This is a genomic window from Sphingomonas sp. (assembly GCF_030145815.1).
Lineage (GTDB): Bacteria > Pseudomonadota > Alphaproteobacteria > Sphingomonadales > Sphingomonadaceae > Sphingomonas.
The window spans coordinates 1-21093 of sequence record NZ_JAIXHL010000026.1; the positions used below are offsets into that span (position 1 = coordinate 1).

General features: G+C 65.7%; 15 protein-coding genes and 2 tRNA genes. 7 read left to right on the plus strand and 10 right to left on the minus strand.

Annotated features, from left to right (window positions below):
- On the minus strand, positions 1 to 127 hold a 127-nt coding region (locus KYX69_RS18805; RefSeq protein ID WP_300500289.1), incomplete at its 3' end, for an FAD-dependent oxidoreductase.
- Between the two features lie 144 nt (positions 128 to 271).
- Between KYX69_RS18805 and KYX69_RS18810 the strand changes: the two genes are divergently transcribed.
- A complete protein-coding gene (locus KYX69_RS18810; protein WP_300500159.1) occupies positions 272 to 2059 on the plus strand; it encodes an acyltransferase in 1788 nt (595 codons plus the stop codon).
- Here the strand turns inward: KYX69_RS18810 and putA are convergent.
- A complete protein-coding gene (gene putA / locus KYX69_RS18815; RefSeq protein ID WP_300500162.1) occupies positions 2056 to 5655 on the minus strand; it encodes a trifunctional transcriptional regulator/proline dehydrogenase/L-glutamate gamma-semialdehyde dehydrogenase in 3600 nt (1199 codons plus the stop codon). The genes KYX69_RS18810 and putA overlap by 4 nt on opposite strands.
- 94 nt (positions 5656 to 5749) lie before the next feature.
- Here putA and KYX69_RS18820 point away from each other — a divergent pair, with 94 nt between their 5' ends.
- Positions 5750 to 6223 carry an Lrp/AsnC ligand binding domain-containing protein gene (locus tag KYX69_RS18820; RefSeq protein ID WP_300500164.1) on the plus strand — a complete coding sequence of 158 codons (474 nt, stop codon included), beginning with the start codon at positions 5750 to 5752 and terminating at the stop codon, positions 6221 to 6223.
- A 26-nt stretch (positions 6224 to 6249) separates the two neighbouring features.
- Here the strand turns inward: KYX69_RS18820 and KYX69_RS18825 are convergent, their stop codons facing one another.
- From KYX69_RS18825 to KYX69_RS18845, 5 genes are all read right to left on the minus strand, one after another.
- Entirely contained in the window at positions 6250 to 8748 is a 2499-nt protein-coding gene (locus KYX69_RS18825; RefSeq protein WP_300500167.1) for a TonB-dependent receptor, read from the minus strand.
- A 317-nt stretch (positions 8749 to 9065) separates the two neighbouring features.
- A tRNA-Met gene (locus KYX69_RS18830) sits at positions 9066 to 9142 on the minus strand.
- 69 nt (positions 9143 to 9211) lie between these two features.
- Positions 9212 to 9721, minus strand: a complete 510-nt coding sequence (locus KYX69_RS18835; RefSeq protein ID WP_300500169.1) for a 2'-5' RNA ligase family protein — start codon at positions 9719 to 9721, stop codon at positions 9212 to 9214.
- Positions 9718 to 11562, minus strand: coding sequence for a potassium transporter Kup (locus tag KYX69_RS18840; protein WP_300500292.1), 1845 nt, complete (start codon positions 11560 to 11562; stop codon positions 9718 to 9720). Before KYX69_RS18840 ends, KYX69_RS18835 begins: the two co-directional genes overlap by 4 nt.
- A gap of 206 nt (positions 11563 to 11768) precedes the next feature.
- Complete coding sequence (locus KYX69_RS18845) at positions 11769 to 12239, minus strand: Lrp/AsnC family transcriptional regulator (protein ID WP_300500170.1); 471 nt, start codon at positions 12237 to 12239, stop codon at positions 11769 to 11771.
- Between the two features lie 142 nt (positions 12240 to 12381).
- Here KYX69_RS18845 and ald point away from each other — a divergent pair, with 142 nt between their 5' ends.
- Positions 12382 to 13488 carry an alanine dehydrogenase gene (gene ald, locus KYX69_RS18850; RefSeq protein WP_300500172.1) on the plus strand — a complete coding sequence of 369 codons (1107 nt, stop codon included), beginning with the start codon at positions 12382 to 12384 and terminating at the stop codon, positions 13486 to 13488.
- A 62-nt stretch (positions 13489 to 13550) separates the two neighbouring features.
- Here the strand turns inward: ald and KYX69_RS18855 are convergent, their stop codons facing one another.
- The gene (locus KYX69_RS18855) at positions 13551 to 13973 is read right to left on the minus strand and encodes an STAS/SEC14 domain-containing protein (RefSeq protein WP_300500175.1); all 423 of its coding nucleotides are present in this window, start codon (positions 13971 to 13973) and stop codon (positions 13551 to 13553) included.
- 338 nt (positions 13974 to 14311) lie between these two features.
- Between KYX69_RS18855 and rpsA the strand changes: the two genes are divergently transcribed.
- The 4 genes from rpsA to KYX69_RS18875 all read left to right on the plus strand — a co-directional run bounded on the left by rpsA (position 14312) and on the right by KYX69_RS18875 (position 18018).
- Positions 14312 to 16024 (plus strand): 30S ribosomal protein S1, encoded by a 1713-nt coding sequence (gene rpsA, locus KYX69_RS18860; protein WP_300500177.1) that lies wholly within the window; start codon positions 14312 to 14314, stop codon positions 16022 to 16024.
- A 184-nt stretch (positions 16025 to 16208) separates the two neighbouring features.
- Positions 16209 to 16487, plus strand: coding sequence for an integration host factor subunit beta (ihfB, locus tag KYX69_RS18865; protein ID WP_300500180.1), 279 nt, complete (start codon positions 16209 to 16211; stop codon positions 16485 to 16487).
- Positions 16488 to 16531: 44 nt separating this feature from the next.
- Positions 16532 to 16619: transfer RNA gene (locus KYX69_RS18870), tRNA-Leu, on the plus strand.
- A 76-nt stretch (positions 16620 to 16695) separates the two neighbouring features.
- Complete coding sequence (locus tag KYX69_RS18875) at positions 16696 to 18018, plus strand: hypothetical protein (protein WP_300500184.1); 1323 nt, start codon at positions 16696 to 16698, stop codon at positions 18016 to 18018.
- Here KYX69_RS18875 and KYX69_RS18880 read toward each other — a convergent pair.
- Positions 18015 to 19349, minus strand: coding sequence for a sigma-54 dependent transcriptional regulator (locus tag KYX69_RS18880; RefSeq protein WP_300500187.1), 1335 nt, complete (start codon positions 19347 to 19349; stop codon positions 18015 to 18017). The two genes, KYX69_RS18875 and KYX69_RS18880, sit on opposite strands and share 4 nt — an antisense overlap.
- Complete coding sequence (locus KYX69_RS18885; protein ID WP_300500189.1) at positions 19346 to 21091, minus strand: ATP-binding protein; 1746 nt, start codon at positions 21089 to 21091, stop codon at positions 19346 to 19348. The genes KYX69_RS18880 and KYX69_RS18885 overlap by 4 nt, the downstream gene beginning before the upstream one ends.
- Between the last annotated feature and the right edge of the window lie 2 nt (positions 21092 to 21093).

Below are 21093 nucleotides of genomic sequence, written 5' to 3' on the forward strand. Positions count from 1 at the left end.
GCTCATAGGGCAGCTCGGGTTCGTCGCCGATCACCGCGATCGTCCCTTCGAACTTGGCCTGCCGCAGCGCGATCGCCGCCTGTGCCCCGCCATGCCCCGCACCCACGATCACGATATCGAACTGCATCTTTCGCTCCCGTATTTTGTTGTGCGGCTAGCAGCGACGGCCGCGACGGCCAACACAAAGCGATTGGTGCGCTGCAAAGCCGGGCTTGCGCCGCGACGCAGCGCCGGGCCATGAGCGGCGCAGATTACGCAAACCGGAAGATCGATGGAGCGCAGGAACGACATTGACGGGCTGCGCGCCGTGGCGGTGCTGGGCGTGGTGCTGCACCATGCCGGGCTCTCCGCCCTGCCCGGCGGGTTCGTCGGTGTCGACGTGTTCTTTGTGATCAGCGGTTTCCTGATCTCGCGCATCATCACCGATGGCGTGGCGGATGGCAGCTTCTCGCTCGCGCATTTCTATGAACGCCGCGCGCGCCGCATCTTGCCTGCGCTGATCCCGGTCGTCGCGCTCTCGTTGATCGTCGGCTACTGGCTGCTGCTTCCCGACGATTACGAGAATCTGGGCCAAAGCGCGGTCGCGACGCTGTTCTTCGCCAACAATGTCCTGCTGACGCTGACCAGCGGTTATTGGGAGCTCGCCGCGACGTTCAAACCGCTGCTCCACACCTGGAGCCTCGGGGTCGAAGAGCAATTCTACATCACCTATCCGTTGCTGGCGCTGCTGGTGCTGCGGCGGCGGCCCCGGCTGTTCGCGCCGATGCTGGCGGGTGGAATCGCGATCAGCCTGTTGCTCAGCGTGGTCCTGTCCGCGCGCCAGCCGGATGCGTCCTTCTACCTCATTCACACCCGCGCCTGGGAATTGCTGCTCGGCGCGCTGACCGCGTGGCGCCTGCCACAGACGCCCCAGCCCGAGCGGGTCGCGCGCGTGCTCGCGCTCACCGGGCTGGCGATGATCCTCGGCGCGATGATCTTGATCGACGAGACCGCGTCCTATCCCGGCTGGCGCGCGCTGCTGCCCTGTGTCGGAACCGCGCTGATCCTGCGCCACGGCACCGCTGGCGGATTGGCGCAGCGCGTGCTGGGCTGGGGACCGCTCGTGCTGGTTGGCCTCGCCAGCTACAGCATCTATCTTTGGCACCAGCCGCTGTTCGCCTTCGCGCGGGCGATCAGCGTCACACCGCCAAGCGCGGATGTAATGGCCGCCCTAACCCTAGCCACTTTGGCCATCGGAACTGCGAGCTGGCGCTGGATCGAACAGCCGTTCCGAGATGCGCGCCGGTGGCCGCGCCGCCCGTTCCTGACGCTCGGCATTGCCGTCACCGCACTCACCGGCGCGGCAGCCCTCGCCGTGTCGATCACGTCCGGGGTACCGCAGCGTGTGCCGGGAATGGGCCTCGGCGCGGGCGACTATGCCGCCTATAACAACGCGGCCTTCCGCTTTCAGACGGACCGGTTCGACGATCCCGCGCGCCCCAATCTGCTAGTCATCGGCAACAGCATGGCGCGCGACATGGTCAACATGCTGGTCGAAAGCAAACGCTTCGACGGCTTCGAGATCGTCTATCGCACCGACGCCAATCTGTGTGCGCTGTCCCGCGCGCCGGCCACCACCCGCCAACTCGTCACGGATGCGCAGGCGGTGATCTTCGTCGCCTCGACGTCCGCGCCGCTGGGGTGCAAGACCTCCGCCGCCGCGAGGGACGCGATTCTCGCGGACAAGGGGTGGCTGCTGATCGGTCCCAAGCATTTCGGGTATAATCTCAACGCCTGGATGCGCGTGCCCATGTCCCAGCGCCCCGGCGTCCGCGCCGTGCTGCTGCCGAAGACCGTATCAGACAACGCCATCTATGCCGCTTTGGTCCCGCACGACCATTATGTCGACCTGCTCGGCATCATGCAGCGCCGCCATGGCGGGTTGCCGGTGTTCGACGCACGGGGCCGCATCCTGTCGGCCGATCGTGTCCACCTGACCCAGGCGGGCGCGCAATTCTTCGCCGAAAGCGTGCTCGACGATCCTGCATGGCGACCCGTTCTGGCAATCGCGCCGCGTTAGGCCATCGCCATCAGGCTGGCATTGCCGCCCGCCGCTGTCGTGTTGATCGAGGTCGAAACCTCCTCCACCAGCCAGTCCAGTCGCGGCGTCCCCGCCTGTGCCAGCACGATCGGGCCGGGCAGGTCGGCGATGTCGGCCAGCGCGGCGAGGCGCGCGGTTGCGTCGCCCTCGATCAGCGCGCCGCTATAGGGACCGGCCACGCGCCAGTCGGCCACCCAGTCGATCCGCTGCAAAACGCGCTCGGGCGCGCCGATCAGTTCCACGCGCAACGCGGCATTGGCGATCACCGCGCGGTTGCCGGTTGCGAGCACGGCGCAGAGCTGGGCGATCAGCCCCGCGCGGCTTTGCGGGAGCAGCAGCACGCGGCCGCGCGGGTGGATCGTGTAGAGGTTGGTCTCGCCCACCGGCCCCGGCAGCTCCAGCTGCGCCCCTAGCAGGGACGCCTCGCCCGCTTCCCGCGCACAATCGCCACCCTCACCCAGCCACAGCGCAAAATCGCGCAGCGCCGGATCGGACGCGGACGAGGCAAGGTCCGCCGGCACCGTCGGCGCCTTGACCAACCGCCCGAGATAGAGCGGCCCGCCCGCCTTCGGCCCGGTGCCCGACAGGCCACGCCCACCGAACGGCTGCACGCCGACCACCGCGCCGATGATGTTGCGATTGATGTAGAGATTGCCCGCCTCGACCCGCTGGGTGACATGCTCGACCGTCTCGTCCAGTCGGGTGTGCAGGCCAAAGGTCAGGCCATACCCCGTCGCGTTGATCGCATCGATCACCCGGTCGAGATCGCGGCGCTGATAGCGCATCACGTGCAGCACCGGGCCGAACACTTCGCGCTGCAGGTCGGCGATTGCGTCGATCTCGATGATCGTCGGGGGCACGAACGTCCCCTGCCCGGTCTCGCCCGCCAGCTCGATCTGTTCGACGCGGCGGCCCATCCGGCGCATCTTTTCGATATGGCTGTTGATGTTGAGCTGCGCCTCGGCGCTGATCACCGGGCCGATATCCGTCGCCAACCGGTCGGTGCGCCCGATCGACAGCTCATGCAGCGCGCCCTTCAGCATTGCCAGAATGCGGTCGGCGACATCCTCCTGCAGGCACAATACGCGCAGCGCCGAACACCGCTGCCCCGCGCTGTCAAAGGCCGACGCGATGACATCGGCGACGACCTGTTCGGCCAGCGCCGAGCTGTCGACGATCATCGCATTCTGCCCGCCGGTTTCGGCGATGAACGGGATCGGCGTGCCGTCGCTGGCAAGGCGTTTGGCAAGCTGCCGCTGGATGATCCGTGCGACTTCGGTCGATCCGGTGAACATCACCCCCTGCGTGCCCGCCGCACCGACCAAAGCCGCGCCGATCTGGCCATCGCCGGGGACCAGCTGGACGACATCGGCGGGGATGCCCGCCGCGTGCAGGATCGCGATGCCCTGCGCGGCGATCAGCGGGGTTTCCTCGGCCGGTTTGGCGAGGACCGGGTTGCCGGTGACCAGCGCCGCCGCGACCTGACCGATGAAGATCGCCAGCGGGAAATTCCACGGGCTGATGCACGTTACCGGGCCGAGCGGAACATGCGCGGCACCCAGCGTCGCGCGCGCCTGTTGCGCATAGTAACGCAGGAAATCCACCGCCTCACGCACCTCGGCGATCGCGTTGGGCGCGGACTTGCCCGCCTCACGCATGATCAGCCCCATCAGCAGCTGCATGCGCGATTCCATGAGGTCCGCCGCACGATCGAGGCACGCAGCGCGCTCGGCGACCGGCACGGCGGCCCAGTCCGCAGCGACCGACTGCGCGGTTTCGACCGCCTGCACTGCCGCTGCCTCGCTCATCTCGACCGCCGTTCCGACGATGTCGAGCGCGTCGGCGGGGTTGGCTACCGGGCGCGACTTGCCCTCACCATTTGCCGGCTGGGCGAGCCAGCCGATTTCGGCACTCTCGCGCAACGCATCGCCAAGCGCGACCAGCGCCGTCTCATCCGACAGGTCGATCCCCACCGAATTGACCCGCGCGCCATAGAGGTCGCGGGGCAGCGCGATGATCGGGTGCTTCGACCCCGGCGCATCCATCGCGGTCACGACCTCGACCGGATCGGTCACCAGCTCGGCAATCGACACTTCGGGATTGGCGATGCGGTTGACGAAGCTGGAGTTCGCGCCGTTTTCGAGCAGGCGGCGGACGAGATAGGCGAGCAGCGTCTCATGCGTGCCGACCGGCGCATAGATGCGGCACGGGCGGTTCAGCTTATCGCTGCCGACGACCTCGTCATACAGCGGCTCGCCCATGCCGTGCAGGCACTGGAACTCATAGTCGCCAATCGTGAAGTCCGGCCCGGCCAGATGGTAGATCGTCGCCAGCGACTGCGCATTATGCGTCGCGAATTGCGGGAAGACATGGGCCTTCGCCGCGAGCAGTTTCCGCGCGCAGGCGATATACGCGACATCGGTATGCACCTTGCGGGTATAGACCGGGAAGTCAGCCAGCCCATCGACCTGCGCCCGTTTTATCTCCGCGTCCCAATAGGCGCCCTTGACCAGCCGCACCATGATCCGCCGCCCGGCGCGCTGGGCAAGGTCGATGATCCAGTCGATCACGAACGGACAGCGCTTGCCATAGGCCTGCACCACGAAGCCCAACCCGTCCCAGCCCGCGAGGTCGGGGTCGAGCGCGAGGCTTTCGAGCAGGTCGAGCGACAGCTCCAGCCGGTCGGCCTCTTCCGCATCGATGTTGAAGCCGATGTCGTAGGACTTAGCCAGCACCGCCAGCGCCTTCACCCGCGGCAGCAGCTCGGCCATCACCCGCCCCGCCTGCGCGCGGGCATAGCGCGGGTGGAGCGCCGACAGCTTGATCGAAATGCCCGGTCCCCCGACCACGCCGCGCCCCGCCGACGCCGTACCGATCGCATTCACCGCGTTTTCGTAATCGCGATAATAGCGGTCGGCGTCCGCCATCGTCGTCGCCGCTTCGCCCAGCATGTCATAGCTATACTGGAAGCCGCGCGCCTCCAGCGGGCGGGCGCGCTTCAATGCCTCGGCGATCGTCTCGCCAGTCACGAACTGCTCGCCCATCATCCGCATCGCCATGTCGACACCGCGCCGGATCACCGGCTCGCCCGCGCGCGCAATCAGGCGGGTGAGCGCGGCGGCGAGTCCCGCATCGTTGACGCTCCCGGTCAGTTTGCCGGTGACCACCAGCCCCCAGGTCGCTGCGTTGACGAACAGCGAGCGGCCATCGCCGACATGGCTCTTCCAGTCGCCGTCCGAAATCTTGTCGCGGATCAGCGCGTCGCGGGTCGCCGCATCGGGGATGCGCAGCAATGCCTCGGCGAGGCACATCAGCGCCACGCCTTCCTGGCTCGACAGCGCATATTCCTGCACCAGCCCCTCGACCCCGGTGCCCTTGTGCTTGGCGCGCAGCGCGGTGATCAGTCCGGTCGCGGTCGCCTTCGCCGCTTCCCGCACGCCTGTGGGCAACGTTGCCGCTTCGATCAGCGGCGCGAGACATTCGGGCTCCGGCCGACGATATGCCGCGGTGATCGCGGCGCGCAGCGGGGTGGCGGGACGAACGGGCGGGGCGAAATCGGCGAAAGGCTGGGTCATGCCGCCATCCTATCAAAGGATGATGCGGCAGATGGACTTTTGACACGCACTATGCTTGGCGTTTCGCCTTCATTTTTACGGATTGGCAGACGAAATGCGCGCCCACACGCTCGAACACAGCGATCTCGACCCGTTTGACCGCAAGATCGTCGAAACCCTCCGCGTCGATGGCCGCATCTCGATCACCGACCTCGCCGCGCGCGTCGGCCTGTCCAAGACGCCGTGTCAGGTGCGCGTCAAACGCCTGCTCGCCAGCGGCGTGATCCGCGGCTTCCGTGCGATCGTCGATCCCGCCCGCCTCGGCCTCGACCATATCGCTTTTACCGAGGTGAAGCTGTCCGACACGCGCGAGGATGCGCTGGAGGCGTTCCGCGCCGCGGTGCTGCGCATCCCTGAGGTCGAGGAATGCCACATGATCGCCAGCAGCTTCGACTATCTGCTCAAGGTCCGGACCGCGGATATCCGCCGCTACCGCGAAGTGCTGGGCGAACGCATCTCCAGCCTACCGCACGTCGCGAGCACATCGACCTTCGTCGCGATGGAAGCGATCCGCGACGCGGGGGGCTAGGCCAGCCACCCGCGCCGCGTTGATCTTCAAAAGTCGATGCGCAGCGCCCCCGAGATCGTCCGACCGTTTGCGGCGCGGGCAAAGCCGATGCCATTGGCCGGCACGCTGGCCTGGTTCACTTCGAAAATCCCGAGCGTATCGAACGCATTGTTGACGTTCAGCGCCAGGCTACCGCCCTTGAACAGCTTCACCTGCGCGAACAGATCGACCGTGGTGAAGCCGGGCATGACCAGCAGGTTCGAGTCCTGCGCAAAGCTCTTGGTGATCGTCACCACGCTCGCACCCACGGTCGCCCGGCCCAGATCGGCTGAGCCCGTAGCGGTGAGCGTCCAGTCGGGCTGGTGGCGCGGCACCTTGCCGGTCAGGGTCGGTTCGAGCAGATCCTGCGTGATCTTCGCCTTGGTATAGGTCGCGCCAGCCATCAAGCTGAACGGGCCACGCTGGATGCCGCCTTCCAGCTCGACGCCGGTCGCGCGATAGCTGCGGTCGGTGCGGTTGGCGGCGCCGTTCAGGACATTATGGTCCGCCGCGGTGACGCGGAACGCGGTGCCGTTGAGCGTGAAGCCGTCCTTGCGGAACTTGAAGCCGCCTTCGAGCTGCTTGACCTCATCCTGCTTGTCGCGCTCGCTGCGGATGTCGCCGGTGGCGTTGTTGATCAGCGGGGTGAACAGCACCTTGTCGGCATTGGCGCGGGCGCCCTTGCTGTAGCGGGCGAAGACCGAGAAGGGCTCGGCCACGCGGTAGTTCACGCCCGCCGAATAGCTGACATAGCCATAGTCGTAATTGACCGCCCCCGGCTGAGTGAAGGGCAGATAGGCCACCCGATTTTCAGCCGGGTTGATCAGTCCGTCGCGGTTGATGTCATAGGTGATCAGGCCGACGCTACCGTTGTTCAGGTCCGCCCCGACGAGTGAGCCGCGCACTTTGCCCTTGTCATACCGGACGCTGCCGCCGACCGCGAGCTTGCCGACGTGGAAGTTGACCGAGCCGTAGGGCGCGAACACCTTGTAATTCACGTCGAACGCGCGGCGGAACAGGCTGCTGGCGCGGGCAAAGGCGTAATAGCCGTTCAGCGTCTGCGGCGCGCCGCCGGCGTTGAAGATGTCGACCATCGCGGTGCCATTGTCGCCATTGACGTCGACGTTCATCGCGGTGTGCAGCCAAGTGGTGTTGAGGTCCTGTGTCGCGTAATAGGCGCCCAGCGTCGTGGTCAGCTTGCCGCCCGACAGATCCCACACTTTCGACCCGCGAATGTCGTTGGTGAAATTGTCGAGCGAGCGGGCGCGGACGAACGACACGAAGTAAAGCGAAAGCAGGCCATTGCCGTTGATGTTGGCGGTGGGGCTGATGACCTGCCCCGCCAGCGGGCCGCTGGCATAGCGCGCGGTCGCGCCGGCGCCACCTTGGCCGGCGGCAAAGGCCGATACGGTGTTGGCGACGTTGGGGAAGGCGCGGCTGAAATCGCCGCGATTGACCGAGTAACGCATGCGTTCGGTGATCGTCCAACCGGCGATCTCGAACTGGCCTTCAAAGCCGATTGACCGGCTTTCCGCGCTCTGGCCCGTGGCAATGGGCAGGGCTGCGGGCTGGTTGTTCTGGTCCAGCGTCACGACCGGGCCGAGATAGGAGGACAGCACCGAGTCCCGGCGCAGGTCGAACCCGGGAAAGCTGCGGATGACCGGGTCAGCGTTGGTGCCGGTGATGTTGGCGAAATAGGGCGCGAAAGTTGGCGAGCGATCGTCCAGAACCTTCAGATACAGCCGGACATAGCCGTTGCTCAACTGGTGCGTGATATTGGCCTTGATCTGGCCGCCCTTCCACCCGTCAAAGCCGATGTTGCGCGGCCCTTCGCCCGAGCGATAGAAGCCGCCGATGTGGAAGCGGGTGTTTTCACCCAGCTTGGCACCATAGCTGAAATCGACTCGCTTTTCGTCATAATCGAGGCCGGTCGAAAGCTGGATCGTGCCGCCTTCGACATCGCCGGTGCGCGACAGCACGTTGATGAGGCCGCCGGGCGAGTTGGACGCGAAGGTCGAGGCCGAGCCGCCGCGGATCGATTCGATCGCCGCGACGCTCAGGTCGTTGCGCAGATAGACATCGGCACCAACGTTAAAGAGGTCGGCAAATTCCAGCACCGGCAGACCGTCTTCCTGGATCTGCATGTATTTCGACCCACCAGCAGCGAGCGGAAGGCCGCGCACCGTGTAGTTGTTGTTGCCCTCACCAATGCTGGTCGCGACGCGCAGGCCCGCCATGGTGCGCAGCACTTCGCCGAGCGGGCGCAGCCCCAGCTTCTGGACGTCGTTACCGCGCAGCGCGCTGGTCGATGTCGCACTGTCCAGGCGATCGCGGCCCTTGGCCACGCCGGTGGAGAAGACTTCCTGAGCCTTTGGCGCGGGTTTGTCCTGTGCCTGTGCTTCGGTCTCCGTCGCACTGTCCGTCGGCGGAGAAGTATCGCTCGCGGCAAGTGCCGGAGTGGAAAGCGCCAGATACGAAGCGAAAAGCAGGAATGCCGTCTTAGCCATGATCGTTTGTCCTCACCCGGGCATATGGATGCCGTGAGCTTCCCGCAGATCTTCGGCGGAAACCTCCAATATTGTCATTCATATAGGGAAGGACGGACTTGCGGTCGCAGTGGCGAGGCGTAACAATCGGCTACACATCGTTGCAATTGCGCAGATTTATTCAAACCACTGTAGAAATGCAGTATGACGATACTTACAAAGCCACGCAGCAGCGGAGCTGTTCGTCTTCATAACGAACTGGTGTGTGCCCAGGGCGCGCCCGATGGTCTGCCCGCGCGGTACCGCGCAGCATTTCTCTTCGGCACCGATGATCGAAATGGTAGCGGAGGAGGGACTTGAACCCCCGACCCCAGGATTATGATTCCCGTGCTCTAACCAACTGAGCTACTCCGCCCTACCAAGGCGACCCGCGCCGTGACCGGGCGGGCGAGAGGGGCGCACATAGGCAGGGTTTTCGAGCCGGTCAAGCGAACATGTGCCGGGAAATTAGCTCCCACGGTCCGCCGCGATAATACCAGGCGGCAAGCCCGGCGATCTCTACGTCGCGCGGCTGGAATTCCTTGCCGAGCGCATCGAGCAACAGCTTCGCCAGCGATGGCGCGACCTTGTTCTGGATCGTCACATGCGGACGCCATCCGCCTGCGTCCTGCGGCGTCAGCATCCCTGCGAACGCGTCGCAGAGGTCACGCCGGATCATGGCCAGATCGGGCGAGTCGATCCGCACCGCGACGCCGCGCCCCAGCGACATCAGCCCCGCCGCGCGCGCCACCGGGGCACGCACCCCGCGCGTGGCGGCGTTGAGGCGATGCTTGAGCTCGTCCAGCACCGACGGCGGCAGATGGTGGAACAGCGTCAGATGCGCGGGCAGGACATTGCGCTCAGGCGGAAAATGCGCGCGGCGCAACGCATCGAAGAGCGCCTGATCCTGCCGCCCGAACAGCGCCGAGACGATGACGGGCGCTGCCCCGGTCAAATCTCCACCTGGCTCCCGAGCTCGACCACGCGGTTGGTGGGCAGGCGGAAGAACTCCATCGCGCTTTCGGCGTTGCGCAGCATCCACGCGAACAGCTTTTCGCGCCAGATCCGCATTCCCGGATTTTCCGACGGCAACAGCGTTTGCCGCGACAGGAAGAAGCTGGTGTCCATCATGTTGAACGCCCCGCCACACGTGCTGCACGATTGCAGCGCCGCCGGCACATCAGCCTCCTGCATGAATCCGTACAGGATCTTCATGCGATGGAACCCCTGCCCCAGATCGTCGAGCTTCACGCGGTCCTTGTCGTCGACATAGGGCTGGTCGGCGATCTTGACCGTCAGCAGGATCACGCGCTCGTGCAGCACCTTGTTGTGCTTCAAGTTGTGGAGCAGTGCGTGCGGCACCCCTTCGGGGGTCGAGGTCATGAACACCGCCGTGCCCTTCACCCGTGTCGCCGAGTTCGCGGCCGACTGGATGAACACCTTGATCGGCATCGCCGCCTCACGCATCCGCTCGACCATCAGGCGACGGCCCTTGGACCAGGTGGTGAGCAGCGTGAAGATCACCACGCCCGCCAGCAGCGGGAACCAGCCGCCATCGGGTACCTTGGTCAGATTGGCGCTGAAATAGGCGAGATCGACGACGAAGAACAGCGCGAGCAGCGGCACCGCATAGCGCTTCTTCCACTTCCACAGGCCGAACAGCACGACCGCGATCAGGAAGTTGTCGATCAACATCGCGCCGGTCACCGCGATGCCATAGGCGGCGGTGAGGTTGGACGAGGTCTGGAAGGTCAGCACGAGCAAGATGATCGCGATCATCAGCGCCCAGTTGATCAGCGGAATGTAGATCTGCCCCGCCGTCGCCGCACTGGTATGGCTGATCCGCAGACGCGGGATGAAGCCAAGCTGGATGCCCTGCTGCGTGACCGAGAAGGCACCGGTGATCACCGCTTGCGACGCGATGATCGCGGCCATGGTGGCGACTCCGACCAGCGGCAGCCGCAGCCATTCGGGCGCGAGCAGGTAGAACGGGCTCTGCAACGCGCTGGCGTCGCGCATCAGCAGCGCGCCCTGCCCCATATAGTTGAGCATCAGCGCGGGCAGCACGAACCATAGCCACGACACGCGGATCGGCTTGCGCCCGAAATGACCCATATCGGCATAGAGCGCTTCAGCGCCGGTCACGGCGAGCACGACCGAGCCGAGCGCGAGGAACGCGGCAAAGCCGTCGATAACGAAGAAATTCACCGCATAGCTGGGCAGCAGCGCCCACAGCACTTCGGGCGTCTTGATCACGCTGAGCGTGCCCAGTGTCGCGATGACGGCGAAATAGCCGAGCATGATCGGTCCGAACATCGCACCGACCCGCGCCGTTCCGGTCCGCTGGATCGAGAACAGCGCCACCAGAATTCCGACCGCGATCGGCAGGATCCAGCCGGAGAATTGCGGCGCGGCAACGGCGATGCCCTCGACCGCCGAGAGCACCGACACCGCCGGCGTGATCATCGAGTCGCCGTAGAACAGTGCCGTCGCAAACACGCCCAGCAGCACGATGCCGGCGGTCCACTTCTTCTGCCCGCTCGATCGGTTGATCAGCGCGAGCAGCGCAAGGCTCCCGCCCTCGCCCTTATTGTCGGCGCGCATGATGATCGTGACATACTTCAACGTCACCACCGCCATCATCGACCAGAACATCAGGCTGATCACGCCCATGATGTGTTCCTGGTCCAGCGCGAGGGGGTGATGCCCCGCAAAGGTTTCCTTGAACGCATAGAGCGGGCTGGTGCCGATATCGCCGAACACGATCCCGATCGCGCCGACCGCGAGCTTCCACAGCGCGGCCTCGCGGCCATGCGGGTGATGCTGGTCGGTGGGGGTCGAGTCGGCGGCCGGGTCGCGGCTTCCGTGGGGCTCGCTCACGGGAAACATTTACATGCCGTGGCGAGGAAGCGAGGGGTCATTAGACCAATGCCTGTCCGTTGAAACAGCGCGGGCGGTTAGCATGTGCAGCATGGGCCTGCAACTGCACGCCCCGGAACCGTCTATCCAGCACCAGCGAACAGCGCATCCGCCTCGCTCCGCGTCGGGACGGAGCGCAGGACGAAGCTGGAGCTTATCTTCACCACACCCGGCAGCCGGCCCATTTTTTCGCGGTGGAGCCGTTCGTAATCGTCGAGGTCGCGGCACAGCACTTTCAGCCGATAGTCATAGCCGCCCGACACCAAGGCGCATTCGACGATCCCGTCGATCTGGCCGACCGCCGCCTCGAACCGGGCAAGATCCTCGTCCACTTCGGTGCCGAGCGTGATGTCGACGAACGCCGTGACGCTGTAGCCCAGCCGCCGCAGCCCGAGCCGCGCGGCATAGCCCTGAATATGCCCCGACGCCTCCAGCGCCTGAATGCGCCGGGTGCAGGCAGAGGGGGACAGCCCGACCTCGGCAGCGACCTGATTCACCGGCGCGCGCGCATTCTGGGCGAGTAGTTTCAGGATTGCTCCGTCGATTCGATCCATGTTGCACGAAAATCCAGTTTTGCGACTCTCTACAACATAACCATGCGTCATCACGTTGAACAGCGCATGACTTTGCAGGGATTTGCAGTGGCAACTTGCGCTACGGTCGCGGCGAAACAGAAAACCAGGTCGGAGAGTGTCCATGCGCGTCGGAGTCCCCAAGGAAATCAAGAACCACGAATATCGCGTGGGCCTGACCCCGCCGCTGGTCGCCGAGCTGACCGCCGCCGGGCATGAGGTGGTCGTCCAGACCAATGCCGGCATGGGCATCGATTTCAGCGACGCCGATTACATCGCGGCCGGCGCGCGGATCGTCGCCACCCCGGCCGAAGTGTTCGCGCAGAGCGACATGATCGTGAAGGTCAAGGAACCGCAGGCGAGCGAGATCGCGCTGCTCGAACCGCGCCACACCCTCTTCACCTATCTCCACCTCGCCGCCGACAAGCCGCAGGCCGAGGGGCTGATGAAGTCGGGTGCGACCTGCATCGCCTATGAAACCGTGACCGCCAACGATCGCTCGCTCCCGTTGCTCAAGCCGATGAGCGAGGTCGCGGGCCGGATGTCGGTTCAGGTTGGCGCGCATTACCTGGAGAAGGAACAGGGCGGACGCGGCGTGCTGCTCGGCGGCGTTCCCGGCGTGGCTCCGGCGCGGGTCGCGATCCTGGGCGGCGGCGTGTCGGGCATCAACGCGGCGCAGATGGCGACCGGGCTGCGCGCCGACGTCACCATCTATGACATCAACAACACCCGCCTGGCCGAACTGGACATGCATTTCGGCAGCCAGATCAAGACCGCCTATGCCAGCAAGGCGGCGATCGCGGCGGCGGTGGCGAACGCGCATCTGGTGATCGGCGCGGTGCTGGTCCCCGGCGCGGCGGCGCCCAAGCTGGTGACGCGCGAGATGCTCAAGACGATGAAGCGCGGCAGCGTGCTGGTCGACATCGCGATCGACCAAGGCGGCTGTTTCGAGACCAGCCATGCCACCACGCATGAGAACCCGGTCTATGAAGTGGATGGCGTGATCCATTATTGCGTCGCCAATATGCCGGGCGCAGTCGCGCGGACCAGCACCTTCGCGCTCAACAACGCGACGCTGCCGTTCGTGATGAAGCTCGCCAATCTCGGTGCCGAAAAGGCGATGGCCGCCGACCCGCATCTGGCGAACGGCCTCAACGTCTATCAGGGCAAGATTGCATTCAAGGCGGTCGCCGACGATCTCGACCTGCCGTTCCAGGCGTGGAGCGCCTGAAGCTCAACCCGTTTGCCCGCCGTCCCCACTCCCCCCCCTCCACGGGGGCGGCGGGCATCCCCTTACACGTCTGCGGTCACCCAGGTTTCGGCGGCATTGGGTGAGACGAAGATGTTCTGATATTCGACCAAAGTCCGCCGCAGCTGCATCTTGAGCAGGCTGGATTCGACGATCAGCGCGATCCGGTCGCCGGTGCGATACAGGCGCAGATTGCCCGCCCGCATCTTGTCCGCCGCCTCCTGCGTACGGATCGGCGCATTGCGCAGATCGGCGAGCACGCGGACGCGGCCATGGCAGGCACGCATGTCGGCCACGATCGGCTCCAGAACGGCAAGGTAGCGATCGACCTCTTCGCCCAAGCGCAGGCCGGTGCAGCTGATGCGGATCACGCCGCGCTGGTCGTCGCGAACGACCTCATACTGCCCCGGTATCGATGCCACGACGCGCCCCCGCACGCCGCTGGCCGGCACGGTTACCGCTACCATACGCCCTCTCCCCCACAGGTTGTATTCGATCGACATCATGACGGCGCGCGGTAAACAAAGGGTGAGCAGCCCCCACTTCCGGGATCACCGGACATCCTTGCCTTTCGGGCCGTTCCCGTCTATGGCGCGCCCGTTCTGCGAGCGGTGCTTGCGGAGGGAAGCGCGGGGCACAATGCCCCAGCGCCGTTTTCGCTTTTCCAGAAAGAGCGTCAGTCCCTTCGTTCGGGCCGTTCAACGAATGCCGCGACCGGCGTTCGGCCGCCGCGGCGTTTCGGCCTCAAAGACCGCTGGATCCAACCAGCCGGCCGGAAAAACGATAGTTAGGACTGAACCCTTTTATGGCCACTTCGGCAAACCCCACGCGCGACGATTTCGCCGCGCTCCTCGACCAGACGCTCGGCGGCGCAGAAAGCTTTGAAGGCCGCGTCGTCATCGGCACCGTCACCGGCATCGAAAACGACCTCGCCGTCATTGACGTTGGCCTCAAGAGCGAAGGCCGCGTGCCGCTGCGCGAATTCGCAGCGCCGGGCCAGAAGGCTGACCTGAAGGTCGGCGACGAAGTCCAGGTCTATGTCGACCGCGTCGAGAATGCGAACGGCGAAGCGATGCTCAGCCGCGACCGCGCCCGCCGCGAAGCCGCATGGGACACGCTGGAGCTCGAATTCTCGCAGGGCAACCGCGTCGAGGGCGTGATCTTCGGCCGCGTCAAGGGCGGCTTCACCGTCGACCTGTCGGGCGCCGTGGCATTCCTGCCCGGTTCGCAGGTCGATATCCGTCCGGTCCGCGACGTTCAGCCGCTGATGGACCTGCCGCAGCCGTTCCAGATCCTGAAGATGGACCGCAAGCGCGGCAACATCGTCGTCTCGCGCCGCGCCGTTCTGGAAGAGAACCGCGCCGAGCAGCGTTCGGGCCTGATCCTGAGCCTGGCCGAAGGTCAGGTGATCGACGGCGTCGTCAAGAACATCACCGATTACGGTGCGTTCGTCGACCTGGGCGGCATCGACGGCCTGCTGCACGTCACCGACCTCAGCTACAAGCGCGTCAACCACCCGTCGGAAGTCCTGAACATCGGCGACACCGTCAAGGTTCAGATCATCCGCATCAACCGCGACACGCAGCGCATCAGCCTCGGCATGAAGCAGCTTGAGAGCGATCCGTGGGATGGCGCAGGCAGCAAGTATCCGGTCGGCGCGAAGCTGTCGGGTCGCGTGACCAACATCACCGAATATGGTGCGTTCGTCGAGCTGGAAGCCGGCATCGAGGGCCTGGTCCACGTGTCGGAAATGAGCTGGACCAAGAAGAACGTCCATCCGGGCAAGATCGTCTCGACCTCGCAGGAAGTCGATGTCGTCGTGCTCGAGGTCGATCAGGAAAAGCGCCGCATCTCGCTCGGCCTCAAGCAGGCTCAGCAGAATCCGTGGGAAGCCTTCGCGGCGGCCCATCCGGTCGGCACCGAGGTCGAGGGCGAAGTCAAGAACGCCACCGAATTCGGCCTGTTCATCGGTCTGGACAACGACGTCGACGGCATGGTCCACATGTCGGACATCGCTTGGGGCATCTCGGGCGAAGACGCGCTGGCGCTGCATCGCAAGGGCGAGATGGTCAAGGCCGTCGTCCTGGCGATCGAGCCCGACAAGGAGCGCATCAGCCTCGGCATGAAGCAGCTTGAGCGTGGCGGCGTGCCGAGCCCGGCAGCCGGCGGCGCAGGTTCGCGCGTCAACAAGAACGAGGTGGTCACCGTGACCGTCCTCGAAGTCCGCGACGCGGGCCTCGAAGTGCAGGTTGGCGACGATGGCGTCACCGGCTTCATCAAGCGCACCGACCTCGGCCGCGACCGCGACGAGCAGCGCCCCGAGCGCTTCCAGGTCGGCCAGAAGTTCGACGCGATGGTCACCGGCCTCGACCGTTCGAAGAAGCCGACCTTCTCGGTCAAGGCGATGCAGATCGCCGAAGAGAAGCAGGCGGTTGCGCAATATGGCTCGTCCGATTCGGGCGCGTCGCTGGGCGACATTCTCGGCGAAGCCCTCAAGGCGCGCGAAGAGAAGAAGTAATTGGACCGTGGGCGGGCGTTTCGGCGCCCGCCCCTTTCCAATCATTTCAACAGGTTCGGCTAATTATTTCAAATTTCGGGCATGGTGAGCAAGATTGTGTTGCCGCCACCCCCACACCCCGCGTAAACCCTCGGATCAGTCGCAGCTGGCAGCACGGCGCCGCAGCGCGAACATGGGGACGCACATGATCCGTTCTGAACTCGTACAGATGCTGGCGACGGACAATCCCGACCTGTCGGCGCGAGAGATCGAGCGGATCGTCGATATCTTCTTCGAAGAGATCACCGCGCGCCTGGCGGCGGACGGCCGTGTCGAATTGCGCGGTTTTGGCGCATTCTCCACCCGCGCACGCGAGGCCCGCACCGGTCGCAACCCGCGCACGGGCGAGGCGGTCGATGTCGACGCCAAGCGCGTCCCCTATTTCAAGCCTGGCAAGGAAATGCGCCTGCGCCTCAACGTGTGAGCGCTTGGCAGCCCGCCCAGACCCCGATAGAGCCTGAGCCGCGCGCGGGCGTGGCGGAATGGTAGACGCACCGGACTTAAAATCCGTTGGGCCGCAAGGCCCGTGGGGGTTCAAGTCCCCCCGCCCGTACCAACTGGCTCCGCTTCCGATTTGATCGACCCGGGCAGGCCTGCTACTTTCCCTGTGTCAGATTGAGGGGGAAGCAGCGTTGACGCAGCAATTCGCCGCCCGTGACGGACGCCGTTCCGCCAGCACTGCCCCCACGGCACAGCGCGTGTCGGCACCGCCCTCGGCCCATCTGATGCAATTGGCTGCAGTGCTGGGCAAAAGCCCGCGCACGCACATGCTGATCCAGCGGAAGACGGGATTGCAGAAATCCGCCCCGCTGCAGCTTTCCGGACGTGGCCAGCCAGTTATCCAGCGCAAGAGCGAGGTCAAATACAAAACCCAGTCGGTCGGCTATGAGGACGCGAAGGGGAACATCCAGACCGAAACGGTCGGCAGGGTCGCGGATGCCTGGATCGATGTCACCGATCCCATCACCGGCACAGCCCCAGACAGCGCCAAACAGCAAAAGGCGATGTATACGCGCCTGAAGAGCACTTACGGTCAGGGCTTTATCCGGGGCCATTTGCTCAATGACAATCTGGGAGGCGTCGGGGAGGTCTATAACCTGTTCCCGATCACCTCATCGGCCAATGGCGAGCACAAGATCACCGCCGAAGGGAAGCTCAAGGCCAACACGCGCAGGGAGTTGCGGGCGAAGAAGAAGGGCGAGAAGGGACCGTTCTTCGTCCATTATCGCGTGACCGCCATCCCCACCAATGGCGGTAACCTGACCGACAATGCCAACGCCACCTTCCTGTGCGAGATGGTCGCCGCCCACAGCGTGTTGGAAGGAGGGAAGAACGAAGTCTGGACGGTGTTCAGCCAGCCCAAGAAGAAGCCAAAGGCGGATGGCCCCCGGTCGACCAAGACTGACTATAGCAACCAGGATCTCGGGCCCTTCAAGAGCAGCGGCACGGGCGAACACGCCTCCACCCTGGTCAGCCGCATGCGCAGCACGGTCGATGGCTGGCGCGGCGACAAGAATTTCAAATTCGCGAGCAAAGGGATTGGCAGCCATCTCAGCCTTGTCGAACAGAAGCAGCAGGCGCTGAAGCAGCTTGAGGATCATCCGCTTTACGACGAGTTCTATTTCGACGCGTTGGAGCGGGCCGAGACCCTGCTTGCCGAGGTGCATGACCCCTCGGGCATCCCGCTGGCGATGCAGCAGCTCGATCGTATCTTGCAGCGCTGGGCCTTGCAGCGCCGGAAATGGCGGCTGCTGCAAACGCTTCGCCAAGAGCTGACCCCCGTCATGCTTTCGGACACGATCAAGACCGATTTTTACAATTTCGCGGTCACCGAGTTCAAACCGGTCATGGATCTGACCACGCTGGAACAGACATGGCTGCGCGTCGTCGGCGCGATCGGCAACCAGATCAAGCTCTTGCTCCCTCAGCCGCAACTCCAGACCCACCCGAACTAGCGCCGCCGAAACGCACCCGCCGTAAGCCCCGCCCGCGCCATCTTGTCGTAAAAGGTCTTGCGCGGGACGCCGAGCAATTCGATCGCGCGCGCGACATTGCCGCGCGTCGTTTCCAACGCTTCCCGCAACAGCATCGCCTCATAGGCGGCGACGCGATCGGGCAGCGTCTGGTGCGCCGTCGACGGGCCGCTGCCATCGAGCAGGTTCAGCACCGCGCTGAACGCGAAATTGCGAAGCTCCCGGACGTTGCCCGGCCAGTCATGGTCGAGCAGATGGCGGCGGATCGCGTCGGTCATGCGGAACCCGGCCTGCCCGGTCTGCGCCGCCGCCTCGGCGACGAACGCCGCGAACAGCTGGCCGATGTCGGAACGCCGCTCACGCAGCGGCGGGATCGACAGCCGCACTACGTTGAGCCGGAAATACAGGTCGCTGCGAAACGCCCCCTGCTGCGCCAGCGTCAACAGGTCCCGCTTGGCCGAGGCGATGACGCGCAAGTCGAGCGGGATCGGCCGCTCGGCACCTACGGGCAACACCTCACGCTCCTCCAGCACGCGCAGCAAGCGCGGCTGGACGGCCAGCGGCATGCCGTCGATATCGTCGAGGAACAGCGTGCCCCGGCTCGACGCCTCGATCCGTCCACTCCGCTCGAACCGGCCATGCGGCACCGCGTCGGCGGCATGGCCGAACAGCTCGATCTCGGCATGCACATCGGGCAGCGCAGCGCAATTGACCGCGACAAAGGCGCGCGCGGCGCGGGGCGAGCCGCGGTGCAGCATGGCGGCGACCAGTTCCTTGCCGGTGCCCGTTTCTCCCTCGATCAGCACATCGACCTCCGCGCGGGCGACCTGCGCGACGCTCTCGCGCAACCGCACCATCGCCGGACTGTCGCCGATCAAGGGGCTGTCGGGCGGACTGGCGGCAGCAGCGCGGAGCGCACGATTGTCGAGGATCAACCGGCGATGCGCCAGGGCGCGTCGCACCGCCGCGACAAGGTGATCGGCGGCAAAGGGCTTGGGCAGGAAATCGAATGCGCCGTCGCGCAGCGCGCCGACCGCCATTGGCACATCGGCATGGCCGGTGATCAGGATGACCGGAAGCTCCGCATCCACGGCGCGGAGCCGCGCGAAGAGTTGGAGCCCGTCCATTCCCGGCATGCGGATGTCGCTGACCACCACGCCGTCGCACTCCGGCCCGATTGCGGCGAGCAGCGACGCGGCATCGTCGAACGCGCGCACCGGCAGTCCCGCGAGTTCGAGCGTCTGGACATTCGCCTCGCGCAGCGCCGCATCGTCATCGACGAAGAACACGATCTGGTTCGGGTCGGCGATCATGCGCGCAACAGCGTCAGTTCAAACCGCGCGCCCTCCCCGCCTTCGGCCAGCGTAAGCTCGCCGCCGAAATCGCGCGCGATGTCGCGGGAGATCGCAAGGCCAAGGCCCAGCCCCTCGTCCCGCCCGGTGACGAATGGCGTGAAGAGTTGGTTGCGCAGGTCCTGCGGCACGCCCGGGCCATTATCGCTGACCGTAATCCGCGCGCGATCCCCCTCCCCGTCAACCGAAATGAAGATGCGCGGGTCCGACCGTCCACCAAGCGCGTCAAGCGCGTTCTGGACCAGGTTGATGAGAATCTGCTCCAGCCGCACACGATCGGCGATCACGCGAAGCATCGGGTCCCCACTGCGCTCCAACCTGACCCCGGCCGCACGCACCCGATCACCGATCAATAGCATCACGGACTCGATCGCCGACCCCACTTCGACCGCGCCGATATCGGGCGTGCGCTTCCGCGCGAAGCTGCGCAACTCGCCCGTGATCGCTCCGATCCGTTCGGTCAGTGCGCTGATCCGGCCAAGATTGTCGGCGGCACGCCCGGCCTCACCGCGGTCCAGCAGCTGGCGGGCATTGTCGGCAAAGGTACGGATCGCCGCCACCGGCTGGTTGATCTCATGCGCCACGCCCGCCGTAATCTGACCCAGCGAGCCGAGGCGGCTGGCCTGGGCCAGCTCCTCGCGTGCGGCGCGGTAACGTTGGTCGGCGCGCGCGCGCTCGGCGCTTTCCGCCTCGAGCTGATGGTTTGTCTCGCGCAGCTCGGCGGTCCGCTCGGCAACCTGGGTTTCCAGCGCGGTACGGGCCGCCGCTTGCAACAGCTGCCGTTCGCGCGCGCGCCACAGCAGCAACAGCGCCCCGACGATCAGCACTAGCGCGGCGAGCGTCACCAGCCGCGCATTGGCGTTGGCGCTGGCAAGCGCCGGACGCAGCGGCATGAGCACCTGAAGCCGCGCGCCGGCGAGCGGGGCGGCGACCGAAGCGATGCGGCTGTCGCCCGTCGCCTCGCCCGCGCGCGCATCCGCCCCATCGATGGTCAGCGGCAGCGGGTCGAGCGCTAGCGTGCCGTATTGGCGGGTGGTGCGGATCGCCTGACGGCTGGCGGCAGACAGCCGCGCGAGCGTTCGGAAGCGCCAGTCGGAGCGGTTGGTGACGATGACAACGCCATGCCGGTCGGTGACGATCGTTGCGCCCTGCTGCGCGGCCCATTGTGCCTGAACGCGCTCGAACTCGATCTTGACCACGACAACCCCCAACGGGCGGGCGGCAGTGCCGATCCGCTGAGCCAGGTAAAGTCCTGGAACGCCGCTGACCGTGCCGAGCGCGAACAGCTCCGCACTCCCGTTGCGCAGCGCGTCGCGAAAATAGGGGCGGAACCCGTAGTTCTGGCCGACAAAGCTGGTCGACAGACGGTGGTTGCTGGCCGCGACCGTCTTCCCCTGTGCATCGATCACATAGATTGCCGCCGCGTCAGTGCGCTCGGCGAGCAGCTCCAACCGCGCGTTGACGCGTGCCGCAACGCCAGCCGAGGGCGCTTCGAGCAGCGCCGACACATCGGGATATTCGGTGAGGACGAGCGGCAGCAGCCGGAATTTCTGCAACTCGCTGGTCAGCAATCCGGCATTGGCGCGCGCCAGCTCGGCCGCCGCCGTATCGGTCGCCGCCACCGCCTGCCCCCGCGCCCAGCGCGACGCGCCGAGTCCGACGGCAGCGACGAGCACCAACCCGATCGCAGCAAGCAGCGCCAAGC

Excerpts from the sequence above, each read along its gene's own strand:
- KYX69_RS18810 (WP_300500159.1), top strand. The coding sequence starts at position 272 with ATGGAGCGCAGGAACGACATTGACGGGCTGCGCGCCGTGGCGGTGCTG.
- KYX69_RS18880 (WP_300500187.1), bottom strand. The coding sequence starts at position 19,349 with ATGATCGCCGACCCGAACCAGATCGTGTTCTTCGTCGATGACGATGCG.
- KYX69_RS18820 (WP_300500164.1), top strand. The coding sequence starts at position 5,750 with ATGCGCGCCCACACGCTCGAACACAGCGATCTCGACCCGTTTGACCGC.
- rpsA (WP_300500177.1), top strand. The coding sequence starts at position 14,312 with ATGGCCACTTCGGCAAACCCCACGCGCGACGATTTCGCCGCGCTCCTC.
- KYX69_RS18855 (WP_300500175.1), bottom strand. The coding sequence starts at position 13,973 with ATGGTAGCGGTAACCGTGCCGGCCAGCGGCGTGCGGGGGCGCGTCGTG.
- KYX69_RS18845 (WP_300500170.1), bottom strand. The coding sequence starts at position 12,239 with ATGGATCGAATCGACGGAGCAATCCTGAAACTACTCGCCCAGAATGCG.
- ald (WP_300500172.1), top strand. The coding sequence starts at position 12,382 with ATGCGCGTCGGAGTCCCCAAGGAAATCAAGAACCACGAATATCGCGTG.
- ihfB (WP_300500180.1), top strand. The coding sequence starts at position 16,209 with ATGATCCGTTCTGAACTCGTACAGATGCTGGCGACGGACAATCCCGAC.
- putA (WP_300500162.1), bottom strand. The coding sequence starts at position 5,655 with ATGACCCAGCCTTTCGCCGATTTCGCCCCGCCCGTTCGTCCCGCCACC.
- KYX69_RS18825 (WP_300500167.1), bottom strand. The coding sequence starts at position 8,748 with ATGGCTAAGACGGCATTCCTGCTTTTCGCTTCGTATCTGGCGCTTTCC.